Annotated in this window: 22 protein-coding genes; 16 read left to right on the top strand and 6 right to left on the bottom strand. The window is 53.3% G+C overall.

The annotated features are described in order from the left end of the window. Positions 1-324: a flagellar hook-basal body complex protein FliE gene (gene fliE / locus SK58_RS07350; protein ID WP_020480519.1), complete on the bottom strand. Its 324-nt coding sequence runs from the start codon at positions 322-324 to the stop codon at positions 1-3. 264 nt (positions 325-588) lie between these two features. On the opposite strand from fliE, the gene fliF reads away from it, so the two are divergent. The 13 genes from fliF to fliR all read left to right on the top strand — a co-directional run bounded on the left by fliF (position 589) and on the right by fliR (position 11030). Beyond that, positions 589-2259 (top strand): flagellar basal-body MS-ring/collar protein FliF, encoded by a 1671-nt coding sequence (gene fliF / locus SK58_RS07355; protein ID WP_032649237.1) that lies wholly within the window; start codon positions 589-591, stop codon positions 2257-2259. Next, complete coding sequence (fliG, locus tag SK58_RS07360) at positions 2256-3242, top strand: flagellar motor switch protein FliG (RefSeq protein WP_015571619.1); 987 nt, start codon at positions 2256-2258, stop codon at positions 3240-3242. Before fliF ends, fliG begins: the two co-directional genes overlap by 4 nt. Continuing rightward, a complete protein-coding gene (locus tag SK58_RS07365) occupies positions 3229-3933 on the top strand; it encodes a flagellar assembly protein FliH (protein ID WP_017692817.1) in 705 nt (234 codons plus the stop codon). Before fliG ends, SK58_RS07365 begins: the two co-directional genes overlap by 14 nt. Continuing rightward, a complete protein-coding gene (gene fliI, locus SK58_RS07370; RefSeq protein ID WP_017692818.1) occupies positions 3930-5303 on the top strand; it encodes a flagellar protein export ATPase FliI in 1374 nt (457 codons plus the stop codon). The genes SK58_RS07365 and fliI overlap by 4 nt, the downstream gene beginning before the upstream one ends. Positions 5304-5324: 21 nt before the next feature. Next, complete coding sequence (gene fliJ / locus SK58_RS07375; RefSeq protein WP_048219591.1) at positions 5325-5756, top strand: flagellar export protein FliJ; 432 nt, start codon at positions 5325-5327, stop codon at positions 5754-5756. After that, the gene (locus SK58_RS07380; RefSeq protein WP_015571616.1) at positions 5753-6814 is read left to right on the top strand and encodes a flagellar hook-length control protein FliK; all 1062 of its coding nucleotides are present in this window, start codon (positions 5753-5755) and stop codon (positions 6812-6814) included. The genes fliJ and SK58_RS07380 overlap by 4 nt, the downstream gene beginning before the upstream one ends. A gap of 127 nt (positions 6815-6941) precedes the next feature. Further along, on the top strand, positions 6942-7448 hold the full coding sequence (fliL, locus tag SK58_RS07385) for a flagellar basal body-associated protein FliL (protein WP_032669358.1): 507 nt from the start codon (positions 6942-6944) through the stop codon (positions 7446-7448). Between the two features lie 5 nt (positions 7449-7453). Further along, positions 7454-8446, top strand: coding sequence for a flagellar motor switch protein FliM (gene fliM, locus SK58_RS07390; protein ID WP_015571613.1), 993 nt, complete (start codon positions 7454-7456; stop codon positions 8444-8446). 7 nt (positions 8447-8453) lie between these two features. Continuing rightward, the gene (gene fliN / locus SK58_RS07395) at positions 8454-8837 is read left to right on the top strand and encodes a flagellar motor switch protein FliN (protein WP_015571612.1); all 384 of its coding nucleotides are present in this window, start codon (positions 8454-8456) and stop codon (positions 8835-8837) included. Next, positions 8837-9232, top strand: a complete 396-nt coding sequence (gene fliO, locus SK58_RS07400) for a flagellar biosynthetic protein FliO (protein ID WP_015571611.1) — start codon at positions 8837-8839, stop codon at positions 9230-9232. Before fliN ends, fliO begins: the two co-directional genes overlap by 1 nt. Continuing rightward, positions 9229-9972, top strand: coding sequence for a flagellar type III secretion system pore protein FliP (gene fliP / locus SK58_RS07405; RefSeq protein WP_015571610.1), 744 nt, complete (start codon positions 9229-9231; stop codon positions 9970-9972). Before fliO ends, fliP begins: the two co-directional genes overlap by 4 nt. 9 nt (positions 9973-9981) lie before the next feature. Further along, the gene (gene fliQ / locus SK58_RS07410; protein WP_017692822.1) at positions 9982-10251 is read left to right on the top strand and encodes a flagellar biosynthesis protein FliQ; all 270 of its coding nucleotides are present in this window, start codon (positions 9982-9984) and stop codon (positions 10249-10251) included. Continuing rightward, a complete protein-coding gene (fliR, locus tag SK58_RS07415) occupies positions 10251-11030 on the top strand; it encodes a flagellar biosynthetic protein FliR (protein WP_072159602.1) in 780 nt (259 codons plus the stop codon). The genes fliQ and fliR overlap by 1 nt, the downstream gene beginning before the upstream one ends. Positions 11031-11034: 4 nt before the next feature. Here fliR and SK58_RS07420 read toward each other — a convergent pair whose 3' ends face one another. The 3 genes from SK58_RS07420 to SK58_RS07430 form a co-directional block, all read right to left on the bottom strand. Beyond that, positions 11035-11556 (bottom strand): hypothetical protein, encoded by a 522-nt coding sequence (locus SK58_RS07420; RefSeq protein ID WP_015571609.1) that lies wholly within the window; start codon positions 11554-11556, stop codon positions 11035-11037. Then, a complete protein-coding gene (locus tag SK58_RS07425) occupies positions 11522-12340 on the bottom strand; it encodes a winged helix-turn-helix domain-containing protein (RefSeq protein ID WP_032649227.1) in 819 nt (272 codons plus the stop codon). The genes SK58_RS07420 and SK58_RS07425 overlap by 35 nt, the downstream gene beginning before the upstream one ends. An 863-nt stretch (positions 12341-13203) precedes the next feature. Beyond that, on the bottom strand, positions 13204-14697 hold the full coding sequence (locus SK58_RS07430; protein WP_023295286.1) for a flagellin N-terminal helical domain-containing protein: 1494 nt from the start codon (positions 14695-14697) through the stop codon (positions 13204-13206). A gap of 310 nt (positions 14698-15007) precedes the next feature. Here SK58_RS07430 and fliD point away from each other — a divergent pair, with 310 nt between their 5' ends. From fliD to fliT, 3 genes are read left to right on the top strand one after another with little or no spacing between them, the layout of a single operon-like run. Beyond that, positions 15008-16510: a flagellar filament capping protein FliD gene (gene fliD, locus SK58_RS07435; protein ID WP_017692826.1), complete on the top strand. Its 1503-nt coding sequence runs from the start codon at positions 15008-15010 to the stop codon at positions 16508-16510. Between the two features lie 44 nt (positions 16511-16554). After that, positions 16555-16962 (top strand): flagellar export chaperone FliS, encoded by a 408-nt coding sequence (fliS, locus tag SK58_RS07440; protein WP_017692827.1) that lies wholly within the window; start codon positions 16555-16557, stop codon positions 16960-16962. Continuing rightward, a complete protein-coding gene (fliT, locus tag SK58_RS07445) occupies positions 16955-17263 on the top strand; it encodes a flagellar protein FliT (protein WP_015571604.1) in 309 nt (102 codons plus the stop codon). Before fliS ends, fliT begins: the two co-directional genes overlap by 8 nt. A gap of 116 nt (positions 17264-17379) precedes the next feature. Here fliT and SK58_RS07450 read toward each other — a convergent pair whose 3' ends face one another. Continuing rightward, positions 17380-17823 carry a flagella synthesis protein FlgN gene (locus SK58_RS07450; RefSeq protein ID WP_015571603.1) on the bottom strand — a complete coding sequence of 148 codons (444 nt, stop codon included), beginning with the start codon at positions 17821-17823 and terminating at the stop codon, positions 17380-17382. Between the two features lie 23 nt (positions 17824-17846). Continuing rightward, the gene (gene flgM / locus SK58_RS07455; protein ID WP_017692828.1) at positions 17847-18137 is read right to left on the bottom strand and encodes a flagellar biosynthesis anti-sigma factor FlgM; all 291 of its coding nucleotides are present in this window, start codon (positions 18135-18137) and stop codon (positions 17847-17849) included. Positions 18138-18152: the final 15 nt, after the last annotated feature.

Raw genomic sequence — 18152 nt, forward strand, 5'->3', positions numbered from 1 at the left:
TTATACCGGGGTATTCATGATTTCCTGGTAGGCACTGAGCATTTTATTGCGCGCTTGCACACCGAAGCTAAAAGAAATTGAGGACTTCTGCATTGCCAGCATTACGTCATTTAATCCAATATCGCTACTGCCAGACATCCACTGCTGCGTCATTTCTTTCGCGTTAACCTGAGTTTCATTAATTTCATTGATACTATTGAATAAAATGTCAGAGAACGACGGCGTGTTTTTCAGCGCGGCAGGCTGGTTTCGGCTCATGCCGGCTATTTGCTGTGACTGAGTGTTAATTTGATCGAGTACGCCACGCATTAAAGTTGCTGACATTGTTGACTTCCTGAATTAATAAGGGAAAAGCACACATTTATTACATATCTTTTAAACGTTGATAGTTTAACACGTAGGCAAAATGGCCATAAAATCCAATAAGCGAACATTACTTTAAGCTTATTTATCCTTAAAAAATCGGCCTTTCAGACGATAATGCCCGCCTGAAAATTTCTCTTAATTTGAAATCGTCGTTATCAGCCCTGCGATATCACAGGCGCTGACGCGCATTATTGTGCGTGCTATTTCTTACAGGATCACGGCATGAGTGCCACATTAAATGATTTAACGAATAATCCGGCTGACCGAATTAAATCGGCTCTGTCATGGCTTCGCGCCAGCCCGAAGCTATCGCTGGTCATTTGCGCCGCGGCTGCCGTATCGGTATTAATTGCGCTTATGTTCTGGGCAAAAGAGCCAGGCTATCGCGTGTTGTTTAGCAATATCAGTGATGAAGACGGTGGGGCCATTGTTGCCCAGCTGTCGCAGATGAATGTCCCTTACCGCATCGACGCGCCGGGTGGCGCTATTCTGGTTCCTGAAGGGCAGGTCCATGAAGTGCGTATGAAGCTGGCCCAACAGGGGTTGCCAAAAGGCGGCTCCGTAGGGTTTGAACTGCTGGATAAGGAAAAGTTTGGTATTAGCCAGTTTAGCGAACAGGTTAATTATCAGCGGGCGCTTGAGGGAGAGCTGGCGCGTACCATTGAAAACCTGGGGCCGATCAGATCGGCGCGCGTTCATCTTGCCACACCCAAGCAGACGATGTTTGTGCGTGAGCAAAAACAGCCAACGGCTTCCGTTACCGTCAACCTGATTCAGGGGCGTACCCTGGATGAAGGACAGGTCATTGCCATTACCCATCTGATTTCCAGCGCCGTGACGGGGCTGACGGCAGAAAATGTCACTATCGTCGATCAGCGGGGTGAGCTGCTCACCCAAAGTGGTTTGCGCGGCCTGCAAACGTCACAGCTGAAGTACACCAGTGAGATCGAAAGTGATTACCAGCAGCGCATCCAGCGAATCCTGGCGCCGCTGGTGGGCAGCAAAAATATTCGCGCCCAGGTCACGGCGCAGATTGATTTTACCCAGCAGGAGCAGACGCAGGAGCAGTATCAGCCCAACGCCGATCCGCAAAAAATGGTGATTCGAAGCCGCCAGACGAGCCAGTCTGAGCAGGGTAATGGACGCGGCAATGGCGGCGTACCGGGCGCGCTGACGAATCAGCCGCCAGCGCCTGCCACTGCGCCACTTACGCAGCCGCTTGACAAGCCTGCCGCTCAAACCAGTACCGCTGGTACCGGAAATGACCGTTCACAGCCCTACAACAATCACAACGATGAGACCACCAATTTTGAGGTCGATCGCACGCTAACCCACATTAAAAATGCCATGGGGCGCATCGATCGTCTTTCAGTCGCGGTGGTGATAAACCATCTGCCGCAAGGCGCTGAGGGCAAGCCGGGTCCGCTGAGTGAGGCTGAACTGAACCGTATTAATGCTCTGGTTAAAGAGGCTGTCGGCTATACGGCCTCACGCGGCGATAGCGTCAATATTTTGAACTCGCCGTTTAACGGGGTTGAGGAAGAGGAACTCCCGCCATTCTGGAAACAGGATAAGTTTTATCAGTTGATGATGGCGATTGCGCGTTATCTGGTTATTGCGATTATCGCCTGGTTTATGTGGCGTAAGCTTGTTCATCCGGCCTGGATCCGCCATCAGGAAACCAGCCTGCGCCGCATGGAAATGGAAAAAGAGGCGCGTCAGGAAGAGCTGGCCGCCCGCAAGAAAGCGTCCGAAAAGGATGCGCGTGACCGCGCTCAGCAGCGTGTGGATACGGAACTTAACAGTCAGCAGCTGCGCGAACTGGCGGAACAAGAGCCGCGGGTTATTGCGCTGGTTATTCGTCAGTGGATGAATCAGGAGCTCAAATCATGAATGCCGCAGAGAAAAGCGCCATCGTTATGTTGACGCTGGGCGATGTCCTGGCCGCCGAAGTCTTTAAGCACCTAAACGCGCATGAGGTGAAGACCATCAGCAGTTCTATGGTCAACATGGCGGGGTTTACCCACGATCAAATGGCCTCCGTGCTGCGCGACTTTAAAAATGACTCAAGCGAGTATGCCGCGCTGAGCCTTAACACGAACGAGTATCTGCGCAGCGTGCTGGTCAAGGCGCTGGGTGAAGAGCGTGCGTCAACGCTGCTTGAGGATTTGCTGGATACCCACCAGGGTGGAAACGGGATCGAAACGCTCAACTTTATGGATCCGCTGGCGGTATTCGATCTGATTCGTGAAGAACACCCGCAAATTATCGCCACGATCCTGGTCCACTTAAAGCGTAACCAGGCGGCGGACGTCCTGAGCAAATTCGACGATCGTGAACGTAACGACATTATGCTGCGTATCGCCACCTTCGGCGGGGTTCAGCCCGCCGCGTTGCAGGAACTGACGGAGGTACTCAACGGCCTGCTCCACGGTCAGAATCTTAAGCGCAGCAAAATGGGTGGGGTGCGCCCGGCTGCGGAGATTTTAAACCTGATGAAATCCCAGCAGGAAGAGGCCGCCATTGAGGCGGTTCGCGATTTCGACAGTGAGCTGGCACAGAAAATTATCGACGAAATGTTCTTGTTCGAAAACCTGGTGGATGTCGAGGATCGCAGCATCCAGCGTCTGTTGCAGGAGGTGGAAAGTGAAACCCTTATCATCGCCCTCAAAGGAGCAGACGAAGCGCTGCGGGCCAAGTTCTTCCGTAACATGTCGCGCCGTCAGTCGGATCTGATGACCGAAGATCTGGCATCGCGCGGCCCGGTTCGTTTGTCACAGGTGGAAGCCGAGCAGAAGACTATTCTGAACATCGTTCGTCGCCTTGCGGAGACAGGGGAAATCATCATTGGAGGCAGCGACGATGCCTACGTTTGATGCCAATAGCGCCGCTCAGTGGCGCAGCTGGCAGCCTGAGGATCTGTTAAACGAAACGGTTGAAGTACCGTTGCAGACGCAGGATACCGGCCATTCTGACGCGCAGTTTAAGGCCGAGCTGGCACGCCTGCGTAAGCAGGCTGAGCAGCAGGGTATTGCTCAGGGATTGGCGCAAGGCAAAGAGGAAGGCCGTCGCGAAGGCTATGAGGCCGGGCTGAAGGAGGGGCGTGAGGCGGGTCTGGCGCAGGGGCTGGAACAGGCTCGTGACGAACGGCAGGCTTTACTGCTCCAGGCTGGAGAATGGGTGACGCAGTGCAAGCTTGCGCTTTCGAATCTCGATAGCCTTATTCCCGGACGTCTGGTTCAGCTGGCGCTGACGGCGGTACAGCAGCTGTACGGCACCCTGAGCGTGGCGGATAACCATGCTCTGCTTGCGCAGATCCGCCAGTTAATGAAGCAGGATACCCTGCTCAACGGCCCGACAGAACTGCATGTGAACCCGCAGGATCTGCCCATGGTCTCCCAGGCGATCGGTGAGACGCTCTCCTCAATGGGGTGGTCCTTACAAAGCGATCCCCAATTGGCCGCAGGGGGATGTCGTGTGGTCACGCCGGACGTGGAGTATGACGCCACCATGGAAACGCGCTGGCAGTCTCTCTGTCAGCTCGCCCGAGAGGAATTGTCCCAATGAGCCAGCAGTTAAAAAACTGGCTCTCGGTCATGGATCGGGTGGAAGAGAAGCTCGGAGAGCTCCCGCGCTTTCGTCAGTACGGCAAGCTGACGCGTGCTACCGGGCTGGTGATGGAGGCCGTTGGCCTGAAGCTGCCGATAGGCGCGTTGTGCATTGTTGAACGTCAGACCGGGCAGGCTATTTTACCGGTCGAGTGTGAGGTGGTCGGGTTTAACGGACAGACGCTCTATCTTATGCCGCTTGAACATGTTGACGGTATTCTTCCCGGCGCGCGCGTGTACGCGCCAGAGGCCGATAAGGGAGCGGGTAAACAGCTGCCGGTGGGGTTACACCTGCTGGGGCGCGTGCTTGACGCTCAGGGCCGCCCCCTGGATGGTCGTCCACCGGCGGGAAAACCCGTAGCCGGCCTGTTTACCCCCTCGTTTAACCCGCTTCACCGCGATCCCATCAAGTCCGTGCTCGATGTGGGCGTGAGGGCAATAAATGGCCTGCTGACGGTTGGCAGGGGACAGCGTATGGGCCTTTTTGCCGGCTCGGGCGTCGGTAAGTCGGTGCTGCTCGGCATGATGGCCCGTTTCACCACCGCCGACGTCATCGTCGTCGGGCTGATTGGCGAGCGCGGACGTGAAGTAAAAGATTTTATCGAGAACATTCTTGGCGAAGAGGGGCTCTCACGCGCGGTCGTGATCGCCGCACCTGCTGACGTCTCACCGATCCTGCGTATGCAGGGTGCGGTTTACGCCACCCGAATTGCTGAGGATTACCGCGATCGTGGGATGAATGTCCTGCTGATAATGGACTCTCTTACGCGCTATGCCATGGCGCAGCGTGAAGTGGCGCTGGCTATCGGTGAACCGCCGGCAACGAAAGGTTATCCACCGTCCGTCTTCGCGCGTCTGCCCGCACTGGTAGAGCGTGCGGGTAACGGTATGCGCGGCGGCGGATCGATAACCGCCTTTTATACGGTTCTGACCGAAGGGGACGATCAGCAGGATCCGATCGCCGATTCGGCGCGCGCGATCCTCGATGGCCATATCGTGCTTTCTCGTCGCCTGGCTGAGGCGGGCCATTATCCTGCTATTGATATTGAAGCCTCTATTAGCCGCGCGATGACGGAGCTAATTCCGCATGTCCAGTACCGCAAGGTTCAGCGTTTTAAGCAGCTGTTGTCGACCTACCAGCGTAACCGGGATCTGGTCAGCGTAGGCGCTTACGTGAAGGGCAGCGATCCGCTGCTCGACAGAGCGATAGACCAGTATCCTGCGCTGGAAGCCTTCCTGCATCAGGCAATACACGAGCGGAGCGGTTACGACGAGGCTATTGCCGCACTGAGCCAACTTTTCCCAGACATCGTTGAACAGGCGGGATAAAACGTGAAAGTGAATAATCCAATGGTCATGCTGCGTGACATGGCTCAGGAAAAGCTTACGGAGACCACTCGCGCCCTCGGCAGCGTCCAGCAGACGCTTATGGCAGCCGTGGCCCAGCATGAACAGCTTCAGCACTATGAGCGCGAGTATCAGCAATCTTTGCGTCAGGGCCTGCTGGGCAGCGGTATGTCGATGGCGGATCTGGTTAATCAACAGTCTTTCATTTTGTCACTTAACCAGGTGGTGAAGCAGCACGAATCACATGTTTCCACCTGCGAACAAGCCGTGGATCGGGTCAAAGAGAAGTGGCTAAAGAAAAAGCAGCGCCTTAATGCGTTTGAGACGCTCATCGATCGCCGCGAAGCGGCACTGGCTATGGCACAGAGCCGCCAGGAGCAAAAAATGATGGACGAATTCGCCCAGCGTGCCGGACAGAAAAGAGAAAGGCTATGAATATTGATATTACGGCTCTGCTGTCCGGCGGAGCGCCGACGAGAGCAGGCAAAGGAAAACTCATCGGCGAGGATTTTGCTCTCACGCTCGACGACAGGTTGGCGCAGATGGGACTGTTGTTACCTGGGCTGGACGTCCCGGCGCAGCTGTTGAGTCATGAAGGATACCCTCTCCCGCAGCCGGTTTTGCCGCCGGTAGCTGAGCCGGGGGAGAGTGACGACACGCTGGCGGAGGTCAGAATCAGCGCCTCTCCCGGTGATGAAAGCCCGCAATGGCAGCTTCAGCAGATAGTCACCCGCCAGGCGAGGGGCGCTACAGAGGCTTCGACCCTTGCTGATGCGACTCTGCCACGTGAAGAGGTAGCTGGCGAAAAGGCGCCTTTAACGATCCCTGTTGACGATATTAAGCTGAAGCCCGCCCGACGCGAAGATACCCCTCTCCAGATGCAGGCACAGGCGTTAGGGGGGAAAGCCCCGGACGCCAGCGCCGTGATGCCAGGCTTAACGGCTCATCAGGGAGACGCATCGCAGCACGCTACGTGCGATCCCACGGTTCAGAGCGTCGTGATGGAGCCATCAACGGCGCGACTGGTTAGTCAGCCTGTCTCACAGCAGGTGGTCAACGTCCGTTATCCGCTGGAGTCGCCCGAATGGAAACAGTCGGTGAGCCAACATATTGCCCTGTTCAGCCGCGACAATTTGCACAATGCGGAGATCCGCCTGCATCCTCAGGAGCTGGGCTCATTGCATATCTCTTTGCGCGTGCAGCAGGACCAGGCGCAGATCCATATCGTCAGCGAACATGCCCAGGTGCGGCAGATGATGGAGACTGCTCTACCGCACCTGCGGGCAGCTTTAGCGGAAACCGGGCTTCAGTTGGGCCAGGCGAGCGTGAGCCCCGATCGACCACATACTGGCGGTGGCGAGCAGGGACGTCATCCTTCCGGAGAGCAGCATACCGCTCAAGGCGCAGATAACGTGTTCGTGGATGAAGACGCTGTGGCGGAATTATTAACATCGACGCAAGGAAATATATACGGCATTAACACTTTTGCCTGAATTGCTGAATTGCCGACAGGAATGAAATTTTATCTCCTGATTATTCTGCTGATTAAATGGACTACAATGTCCGCCGTATTTATCGAGGGGCAGGTTGCTGCCTCTCTTATTTTATTGGGTTTACGTAATGGGTAACAAAAATAAAAATGCTGCGGCTCGCGGAGGGTCGCGCTCGCTTCTGTTAATACTAATGTTTCTGATTGCCCTCGCAGCCTGCGGTTTTTCAGGCTATCTGTTCTGGTCGATGAAATATGCACACGTGCAGACGGACAACAATTCGAGAAGTGAGCACGAAGCCCCGGCGGTACAGCAAGTTGAACCGTTATACGTGTCGATGAATACCTTTACCGTTAGCCTGACCCCGACGCAGCACGAGTCGGATCGCGTGCTCTACATTGGTCTGTCCGTACGACTTGGCGATACGTCGTCCGTACAGGTGCTTGAGAAATTCCTGCCGGAATATCGCAGCCGATTGTTTATGCTGCTTTCTCAGCAAACGTATGAAACGCTCTCAACGGATGAAGGTAAACGCCAGCTGATTAGCAACATCAATAATGAGCTTAAAAAACCGCTGGCGTTCAACAAAAAGATTAACGTCACTGACGTTTTGATTAATGAATTTATTCTGCGGTAAACACAATGGCTGATAGTTTTTTATCACAGGATGAGATCGATCGCCTGCTCAATGCTGATACGGAGAGTCCCGATGACCTCCATGGAAGCATGGGAGATGCGGGGATAAAACCTTACGATCCAAATACTCAGCGACGCGTGATTCGCGAGCGGCTTCATTCTCTGGAAATTATTAACGAACGCTTTGCCCGTCAGTTCAGGATGGGGCTATTTAACCTGCTGCGCCGCAGTTCAGATATTACGGCGGGAAATATCAAGATCCAGCCGTATCATGAGTTTGCCCGCAATTTACCGGTGCCAACTAACCTGAACCTGCTGCACCTTAATCCCCTGCGTGGGACCGCGCTGATGGCATTCTCCTCCGGTCTGGTATTTATGGCCGTGGATAACCTGTTCGGCGGAGACGGGCGTTTCCCGACGAAGGCAGACGGGCGGGAATTTACCCCGACCGAGCAGCGGGTGATCCACCGTATGCTGACAATGGCACGCGAGGCGTATGAGTTTGCCTGGGGCTCTATTTATAAAATTAAGACGGAATACATCCGTTCAGAGATACAGGTGAAATTTACCAATATTACCTCTTCACCAAACGATGTTGTTGTCACCACGCCTTTCTCAGTGGAAATCGGCTCGCATCGCGGGGAGTTCAATATTTGTATTCCCTTCAGCACGATAGAGCCTCTGCGTGAACTGTTAAGCAATCCGCCAATGGATAATTCGCGCCATGAGGATTCTGAGTGGCGCAGCATGCTGGCAAGCCAGATGCGTGAAACCGAGCTGGAGCTGGTGGCGCAATTTGCCGACATCAACACGCGGTTGTCAAACGTCATGAAGATGAAAAAAGGCGACATTATCCCACTGGATAAGCAGGAGTTTATAGAAGCGAACGTCGGCAGCGTGCCGGTATTTACCGCGAAATATGGCTCTGTAAATAATCAATATGCTCTGAAGGTCGATCGGATGAATCAGCCAGCATTAAAATCTTTCAATAAGGAGTGATTTCCCCATGAGCGACATGAATAACTCGTCGGGATCTGAAGATAAGTCTATGGACAATCTTTGGGGTGAGGCGCTGAACGAGCAGAACGCTGCGGGAAGTACAGAGCAAACGGCGGTTCCTCAGTTTTCTGAAGAGATGAACCTGATTCTGGATATCCCTGTCAAAATGACCGTTGAGCTGGGCCGCACAAAAATGACTATCAAGGAGCTGCTGCGCTTAAGCCAGGGCTCGGTGGTTTCGCTTGACGGTCTGGCGGGTGAGCCGCTTGATATTCTGATCAATGGTTACCTTATTGCCCAGGGCGAAGTGGTGGTCGTGTCCGATAAATTCGGGATTCGTATTACCGATATCATTACCCCATCCGAGCGAATGCATCGCCTGAGCCGCTAATGAACGCAGTACAACCTCCTTTTGCCGCAGGGAGCACGAACGTGCTCTCTGGCGGGGCAATCGCGCTATCGGTTATCGGTACGCTCATGCTCATTATTATGCTGATGGTACTGCTGGCGTGGATCGCTCGCCGCAGCGGGTTGGCGCGTTGCACCCGCGAAAGCCAGGCTGCGGTATCGCTGGTGGCAAGTAAACCTCTCGGCTCGCGCGAACGGCTGGTGGTGGTTGACGTGGGCGAACAGCGTCTGGTGCTGGGTGTTACCCCAACCCACATTAGCTGTCTTACCGTACAGGTTAGGCCAGAGGTGCCTGAGCAGGCGACTCCTTCAGCGGCTTTCCCCGCCATGCTGGATAACTTTCTTCATAAATACCGTTCGGGTGGTGAGCAAAAATGAACCGTCTGTTGATTGCCCGTGCTGCGACGGGTGTTGGTCTGCTGCTGCCCGTCGCCTCTGCGCTCGCCGCTAACGGCGACATTACGCTGGCCAGCTCGCCGGGGAGCGCTGGCTGGACGCTACCCATCCAGACGCTATTGTTGCTCAGTGGATTCACGTTCATCCCTGCGGTACTGCTGATGATGACTGGCTTTACGCGTATCGTTATCGTGCTGGGATTGATGCGCAACGCGCTTGGTACGCCGACCGCACCGCCAAATCAGGTATTAGTGGGACTGGCTCTGTTTTTGACCTTTTTTGTGATGTCGCCAGTGCTCAACCAGATCTATGAACAGGCATGGCAGCCGTTGCAGGCCAATAAAATCACCATGGAAACGGCCCTGAAGGAAGGCGTAAAACCGCTGCGGGCCTTTATGCTTGAGCAGACGCGTGAAGCCGATCTGGCGATGTTTGCCCGCATTGCTAAAACGCCGACCCTTACCGGCCCGGAGGACGTGCCGTTGAGTATTCTGGTGCCTTCCTTCGTCACCAGCGAGCTGAAAACCGCCTTCCAGATTGGTTTTACCATCTTTATTCCGTTTTTGATTATTGATTTGGTGGTGGCCAGCATTCTGATGGCGCTGGGGATGATGATGGTTCCGCCAGCGACAATTGCGCTGCCTTTTAAGCTGATGCTGTTCGTACTCGTGGATGGCTGGCAGCTGCTGGTCGGTTCGCTTGCACAAAGCTTTTACTCATAGGAGCCTGATATGACCCCCGAAAGCGTCATGGTATTGGGCATGGAAGCTATCAAGGTTGGGCTAATGATTGCGGGGCCGCTGTTGCTGGTCGCGCTGGCAACCGGTCTGATTATCAGTATTCTTCAGGCCGCGACGCAGGTGAACGAAATGACCATGACCTTTATCCCTAAAATCCTGATGATCGTGGGTGTCGGCGTACTGCTCGGTCCGTGGATGATGAAAATCTTTATTGAATACACGCGCATGTTGTTCGCCAGCATTCCTTACGCCATCGGCTAATGATTTTTAATCTTCCCCTTGAGCAGCTTTACGCCCTGATAAGCCATTACTTTTTGGTCATGGTGCGTATCTCGGCGCTTCTGCATGTTGCGCCAGTCTTTAGCGAAAAAACGATAAGCGCCCGCCTGCGTGCGGCATTGGCCTTAACCCTCGCGCTGCTGCTGGGCGGGCTGGTTTCTGACGCGGATATAGGACTTTACTCCTGGGCGGGCGTCTGGACGATGGCTAAGCAGGTGCTCATCGGCGCCGCGATGGGGCTGACGATGCAACTGCTGTTTGCCGCCGTTCGCCTGGCGGGCGAGATCATTGGGATGCAGATGGGACTCTCGTTTGCCACCTTCTTCGACCCGGGCAGCGGTAACAGCCCGGTGATCGCTCGCCTGCTAAACATGCTGGCGATGCTGCTCTTTCTGGTGTTTAACGGCCATCTGTGGTTGCTTTCGCTGCTTGCAGAGACATTCGAGGCTCTCCCCATTAACTCAGAACCGCTGCATGCTGGGGGGATGTTTTACCTCGTTAATCATGCCGGACTCATCTTCAGTCAGGGACTGATCCTGGGCCTCCCGGTGATAGCCCTGCTGCTGAGCATAAACATGGTGCTTGCGCTGCTAAACCGTCTTACCCCGCAGCTCTCGATCTTTGTAGTAGGGTTCCCGCTCACGCTGACCTTTGGCATGCTGGCACTGTTGCTCATCGACGAAACGCTGGCTCCATTTTTTGAACGTCTTATGAGCCACGGCTTCGAGATCCTGAGCGGGTTACTACAGGCGCTGGTTTGAGGGCTTAATTCGTGCAGGCTATCCGTACTACCGTCTCCGTTCCCGATGCCAGGATGCTGTTTTCCAGCAAATAGAGGGAACTGGTGGAGGTTTCGCCGCTCTTAAGCTGCGGAAAAATATAATCCGTCACCTCTTTTTCGTTGCTTTGATCGCCCAGCCGACGGGCGTGGCTAAGCATCGTCAGATGCAGCAGGTTGCCGGAGAAGGACATGGTATAATTCACGCTGCGCTGTACGGGTGAAGCTTGCCCTACGCGTTTTCCGTCCTGAAAATGGCGGATGTTACCGATATAGGTCGTGTGTCCCTCATGAAGTCCATCGCGGTATGAGCGATAAATTCCTCGCGCCAGCGTCACGTTGTTTTCATCCTTGATAGTGTAAAACGAGGCTGGGGCAAAGCACGTCTGTCTCAGCGGCGACGTGGCGATCGTGTACCCGATTGTTAACGCTAAACCTGTCATCAGACCGCCAGCAAAGAGGATCTGCGGGCGTTTAATAAAGATGAAAATAGAACGATTCACAGTCATTCTTTTGCTCCTGAATGGGTTTTTGACAGGCAATAACTGCCTGATATTTATCTATCTTTCCCGTACCGGTAGTGATGTATAAAATTTTACCCGGTCTGTAATGGACGCGTCTTTCCAGCACATATTCGCTATAGGTGTGCAGCGTTGCCTGGATAAGTTCTGTTTGGCTTATTCGGTTTTTTTGCACCATCACGATATGGCCGGGGGGGATCCCTTCTCCCTGCCAGAGGATAAACTCGATGCTCTGCGGGCTGGGGACAAACGCATTTTTGACGGACAAGGCAATAAGAATACCGATCAGCATGCCGCAGACCGCGAACGCAGCGCTTCGCAAAAGCCTTTTTCGACGCGGTGCTGGCGTAGCGGAGGGGGGAGAAGGCGTAGCCTCCACCAGCATTTCAGGCGGCAGTGGTGGGGGGAGGATCTCAACGCTTTCAGCCGAGGGTTCCGGCGGGCTCTCTTCACGAATAATCAGGCGATAGCCGCTTCGCGTTACGGCAACCAGCGCAATAGCATCCTGCATCTCTAGCGAGGCCAGCGCTCGTCGAAGCTTGTTCACCATAACGCGCACGCTATTATCCGTGACCTCAACGCCAGCGCTACGCCAGCCGATATCCATTAACTGTTCCTGAGACAAAATTTGTCCCTGCGCTTCCACCAGGGCGGCAAGGCAGAGGCAGGCGCTGGCAGGCAGCGTCACGCACTCGCCGTCGCGCGTTCGTGTTAGTAACCTCGTGTGTAAATCCAGCGTCACTAACGATCCAATCGCAATGTAATTGACCATAATATCTTGATACTTCGTAATGAAAGATAAGGTGAATTGAATGGGTATTTATGTTAATTGGGTAAAGTCTTTTCGTTAACAATGCGCAACAATTTCGGGCTACCTAAGGCTTATATCGCAACTATTCGCGGATCGCTAAAGGTAAATTTCAACGATATTAATGTTATTAATGCCGATGTTAAAAATGGCCAGGCCTCGGTTGGCGTATTTGTGTGATAAATAAAGTAAATGCCCTCCCATTTTGATGCGCATGCGGTGATTCCTCTCGCTGAACCTGGCGGCACGATAGCAGTGGGGTGACGCTTATATTCCTATTTTTCTGAGGCTTAGTACGTGAAGGGCAATGACTGACGGGCATTTGCTGACTGCTCAAGTTAGATAAGCTAAACGCTTAAAAATGTATAAGTAACAGGAGGGAATTTCTCCTTTTGCACGCTGTGCAGCGAAAACGATTTTAACATTAAATATCGGCAGTCGCTATAAATGAGTTGGTTAATTTTATCTCACTGGTCATATCATTTAAACAATGTTGAGATGAGCTGTTTAGCGGAAGGTTGCGTTCATAATAAATAAACGAGATGCGTTCGTTCTTTCATTTCGTATTCAATGGCCCTTTACGCATGCTATTTATGGTCGATTACCGATTGTCTCCAAATAGGATAAACGCGTTTTTATATTGTTTTGCGAGACCTTTTTAACCATATTATTTGTAATGTTTTTGGTTGGTTGTGACTTGCCTGACAGACGGTCAGGGCAGGGGAGAAGGATTGAGGACGATTAGCGAGGTTCAAAACGAAAAAAGCCCTCCGACAGGGAGGGCTAACGCGCAATAAATACGCGTAAAATGTTGAGGCTTTTCGGGATTAGCGCAGCAGGCTCAGAACGTTCTGAGGTACCTGGTTAGCCTGGCTCAGAACGGATACGCCGGCCTGTTGCAGGATGTTAGAACGGCTCATTGCGGACACTTCCACGGAGAAGTCAGCATCCTGGATACGGGAGCGGGCTTCGGTGGTGTTGATAACAGTGGTGTTCAGGTTCGCGATGATAGAGCTGAAACGGTTCTGAATCGCACCCAGGTCAGCCTGGAAGTTAGTCACTTCAGTCAGGGCTGCATCCAGGTTACCCAGCAGGTCGTCGGCTGCGGCAGCGTTAGCGGCGGTGTTGATGAACGCGGAGTTCGCTGCGCCTGCATCCGCAACGGTAGGGGCAGTTGCGTTATCTGCGAAGGTCAGCTCTTTCACCACGGTGTTACCGCTTGCGTCGGTGCTCTGCGCGAAGTATTTGGTGTTTGCACCGTCTTTCACGGAGAACAGCTGCATGTTGCTGTCAGCAGCGTCAGCGCCAAAGGCCGCGTTGGAGATATCGTCCAGTTTAGCCTGATCCAGCGTCACTTCAGAGCCATCCTGAGCTTTGAAGGTCGCGCCTTCTTTCAGCTTGGTGGCATCGCTCAGTGTTGATGGACCGTTTACCAGGATATCGGCATCCAGCGCGCTGACTTCCGTTACGTTAGCGGCAGTGACGGCGTCGATTTGAGCAGTAGTACCGGAACCATCATCCTTGAAGGTCATTGCGGCTGTATCAAGTTTAAACATCTTTTCGTTCACGGTGTCGTAGGCGAACACTTCACCGCCAGTGCTGTAAACTTCAACATCCGCAGCAGCACCTGCGCCAATTGCGGTTGCCAGCGCAGCGCCATCATCAGCTTCGTTGTATTTCCACATACCGGTAGCACCGGTATCGATACCCATGTCATCACCATCAGCCTTAAGGTCAGCTTTCTTGGTGTACTGACTGGTGGCGCCCGCAGAGCCGGCAATTTTATCGAATGCAGCAGTGAAGCCGTCCAGACCCAGAGAGTCGATGTCCAGTTTCTTCAGATCGATGTCGATGGTCTGGCCATCTTTGTCGCCAATCTGGATGGTCAGTTTATCTTTGGAGCCATCGAGAACGTTAACGCCATTGAAGTTGGTGGTTTCAGAAATACGTTTGATTTCGTCCAGACGTGCAGAGATCTCTTTTTTAATGGAGTCACGGTCGTCAGAGGAGTTGGTACCGTTTTTTGCCTGAACGGTCAGTTCACGGATACGCTGTAAGTTCTCGGTTACTTCTTCCAGCGCGCCCTCGGTGGTCTGCGCCAGGGAGATACCATCGTTGGCGTTACGTGCTGCCTGGGTCAGGCCGCGGATAGAAGAGGTGAAGCGGTTAGAGATCGCCATACCTGCTGCATCGTCTTTCGCACTGTTGATACGCAGACCGGAAGAGAGACGCTGAATTGCAGTACCCAGAGAAGTCTGAGATTTGTTCAGGTTGTTCTGAGCCATCAAGCTCAATGCGTTAGTATTAATGACCTGGGCCATATCAATATCCTTTTAAATAAAGTAACGACGGCATTCGCCAGTTAAATATGCGATGTCTGTTGCGCATACTGAATTAATCGGATGAAAAGGAAATGACTAAATTATTTTTTCATAATTTTTTATATTCCAGAAAAAGCATTCACAAGTGACGGCAATTCTCCCGATTACCTCAGTCAATAGCCTGATAAGCGTGTAAGAGTGTATTAATGTGGTGGTTTCGTTGTCGCCTGAACTGTAAAAAATTAAACTTTATGGCCGAAACCCCGATGATATCGCTATATCTATCTTCACTGTAACAGGAATACAAATCATGGCTTCGTTCTCTATGTCAGGCCTCGGCGGCTCCGGGTTAGATATTGAAAGTATGATTTCGCAGCTCCAGGTAGCTGAGAATAAAAAATTAAACCCCTATTTGCAGAAGCAGAGCAATTATGAAGGACAAACTTCCTCCTGGGGTAAAATCTCCAGCAGTCTGGATGCGGTGAAAACGGCGCTGAAAAAACTGGAGGATGAAGGGTTCAACGGGGTCAGCATTGGCACCAACAAGGCATTTAACGCAACGGCAGGTAAGGGAGCGATTCCGAATAGTTACTCGGTCCAGGTTGAGCAGCTAGCAAAAGCCAATAAAGTGGGGACGGCACCGCAAAATGCGAACGACACCCAGCTGGGTGACGGCGCCGGTCCGCGTACGGTGACCATCACCGCAGGCAAAGGCAAGCCGATGGAGGTGGAGCTGAAAGATGATGAAACCTCTCTGGTACAGATTGCTAAAAAAATTAATGCTAAAAATGGCGATGTTACCGCGACGGTAATGCCTGCCGAAGATGGCAAATATCAGCTGGTCGTGACGTCGAAAAAGACCGGCGAAGATGGCGAAATTAGCATCAGCGTAAGCGGCGACAGTAAGCTGGCAAAAGTGCTGGATTACGACCCGGCAGTCACGCCGGGGGCAGATAATGCCCGGGAGATTACGCCGGCGCAGAATGCCATTGTCTACGTTGATGGTACGAAGATTGAACGCAGCTCCAATACCATTTCTGACGCCATTGACGGGATCACCCTCGATCTGCGCGAGGTCTCAGAAAAAGATCCTGACGACGCATCAAAACTGAAATCAGAAACACTGTCGATCACCGCCGATACCTCTAAGGTTAAAAGCCTGATTGAAGAGTTTGTGAATGTCTATAACGCCTATCTTAGCGCGGCATCCAGCGCCAGTGCATACAACGAACCGGAAAAGACGACCGGCGATGAACTGCCGCAGGCCAATGCGTCAAACGGCGCGCTTTTCGGTGACGGTACCCTGCGCCGTTTGACCAGCCAGATGAAGTCCGCTGTCGCCGGGAGCTATGGCGATGCCGACGATCTGTACAAATCTCTGGGTGCGCTCGGTATCGAGGTGAAGTTCAACGAAACCAAACCCGGCGAGGAGCGTACCGGGACCCTGGGCATACTCACCATCGACAATAAAAAGCTCGACGAAGCGCTGAAGAAAAATCCAAAGGAAGTGGAAGCTCTGTTTTTAGGCACCGGCTCAACGGGCGGGATCAAGGATCGCATGGAGGAGGTGTTCACCACCTATCTGGGCGATAACGATTCGATCCCGAAGGTTGAAGGGGCGATCTCTACCGCTCTCAAGGGGGTAAAGGAACAAAATACCCGCGTTGAAAAACAGATTGCCCGCATGCAGGAACGCATTCAGGACAGCCTTGACCGCAGCCGTAAGGAATTCCAGCGTCTCGACCAGGCCCTGACGCAAATGAACAGTACGAGCCAGCAGCTTCAGTCCGCGCTGCTTGGGATCATGGGTTAAACTTAACGCATCCGGGCAGGCCAACTGCCCGGCAGGAACCGAAGATGTACACCAAAACGGGCAACAGCGCCTATTCCTCCGTCTCTCTGGACAGCCAGATTGCTGGCGCCACCCCGCACCAGCTCATCGTTTTGCTCTACGACGGAGCAATCAATGCCATGCGTCGCGCCGAGATCTACTTCCAGTCTGGAAACATCGCTCGCCGGGGTGAGATGATCTCCCGTGCAATCAACATTATTGATAATGGCCTGCGCGCCGGGCTTAACCATGAGGTTGGGGGACAGATTGCCGCCGATCTGGAGCGACTGTACGAGTATATTTCGCGCTCTCTGCTGGAAGCGAACCTTAATAAGTCCGGGGAAATGCTCCCGCATCTTATCTCACTGATGGTGGATATGGCCGAGACGTGGAAAGCCATCGACCCACAGGCGCGTCAGGTGAAGCATGGCTGATAAACTCACGCGGCAAATCGCCCTGATGTTGCAGAGTAACGAACGTCTACAGCAGTTAGCAGACGAGGAGGCGTGGGAGTACTTTAACGAAGAGGTTGCAGCCTACGCCCGGGGTATGCAGGCGCTCTGTGAGTTCAATCTCTCGCCGCTTGCTGAAGACGCCCGCGCACAGCTTGCGCAGCTTCTTGCCCAGGACGAACGTCTGCGCCAGCGGATGTCTGTCCGGCTAGGTCATCTCAGCAATAACATTTCTGCTCTACTTAAATCAAACGCGTCTGCCCAGGCATACCACACTGTCTGACGCTCCCGCCCCTGAAGGCGGGAGCATGTCCCGCCTCAATCCCTCTGCAAGATGACGTTAGCGCGTAAAAAAAGCCCGCCATGGGCGAGCTCGGTTACGGGTAAGCAAGAGGCGAATCAGATGCTGATATTGTATTTACGACCCGCAGGTGCCTGGCTGGATTCCCCGGCGGGGCCGTAGAGCGTGTTGGCGTGACCCACGCGGTCTACCACCTTCTGCATATATTGATTCTTCTTCATATGGTTTTGCAGAAGCGTTTCGACCTGCGCGTTCAGCGTTTTGGTGCTTTGCACCCGTTCTCTGATCAGCTTCCAGCTGGTGAACAGCCTGCTGTGATGGTGATAGGGCGCCTGAAGGGCGGAAAGCTGTTCCTGCTGGAGACGCATTTCATCATAGTACTGAATCGACGAAAGCAATTGGCTTTTATTATCCGATAATACCTGTAGCGAAACGGGATTTATTTGTACGCGGCTGAGCTGATTGACCTCTTCAATCATGATGGCTTCCAGCTCGTCCAGGGACGTTTTCATTTGCGTCAGTATCGGGTACAGCTTATCCATAATGTTAAAAAATCCTGCCGTTATTAATACTCAAAAATATGTCGCACCAGCGCCTGAGCAATTTTCTCTGGCTCGATAGTGAGTTCCCCGGAGGCCATTGCGGCACGGATCTTATCCACCCGTGCATAATCCACGTCACGGCTGTCATCGGTCTGAATTTTTTTTGTCAGCGCGCTCAGGGTCACTTCGGTTTTGTTTCCGCGCGCTTCGCCCGTCGCGACACTATTTTCCTGAGTAGTGCCGCGTGTACGCAGTTCCTGTCCGCCAGCCAGATTGCCAATCGGTGCGGTGGGTTGGGTGCTTTCGATGCTCATGTTTATCCTCGCCAG

Source organism: Enterobacter sp. BIDMC93, assembly GCF_001037805.1.
Lineage (GTDB): Bacteria > Pseudomonadota > Gammaproteobacteria > Enterobacterales > Enterobacteriaceae > Enterobacter > Enterobacter hormaechei_C.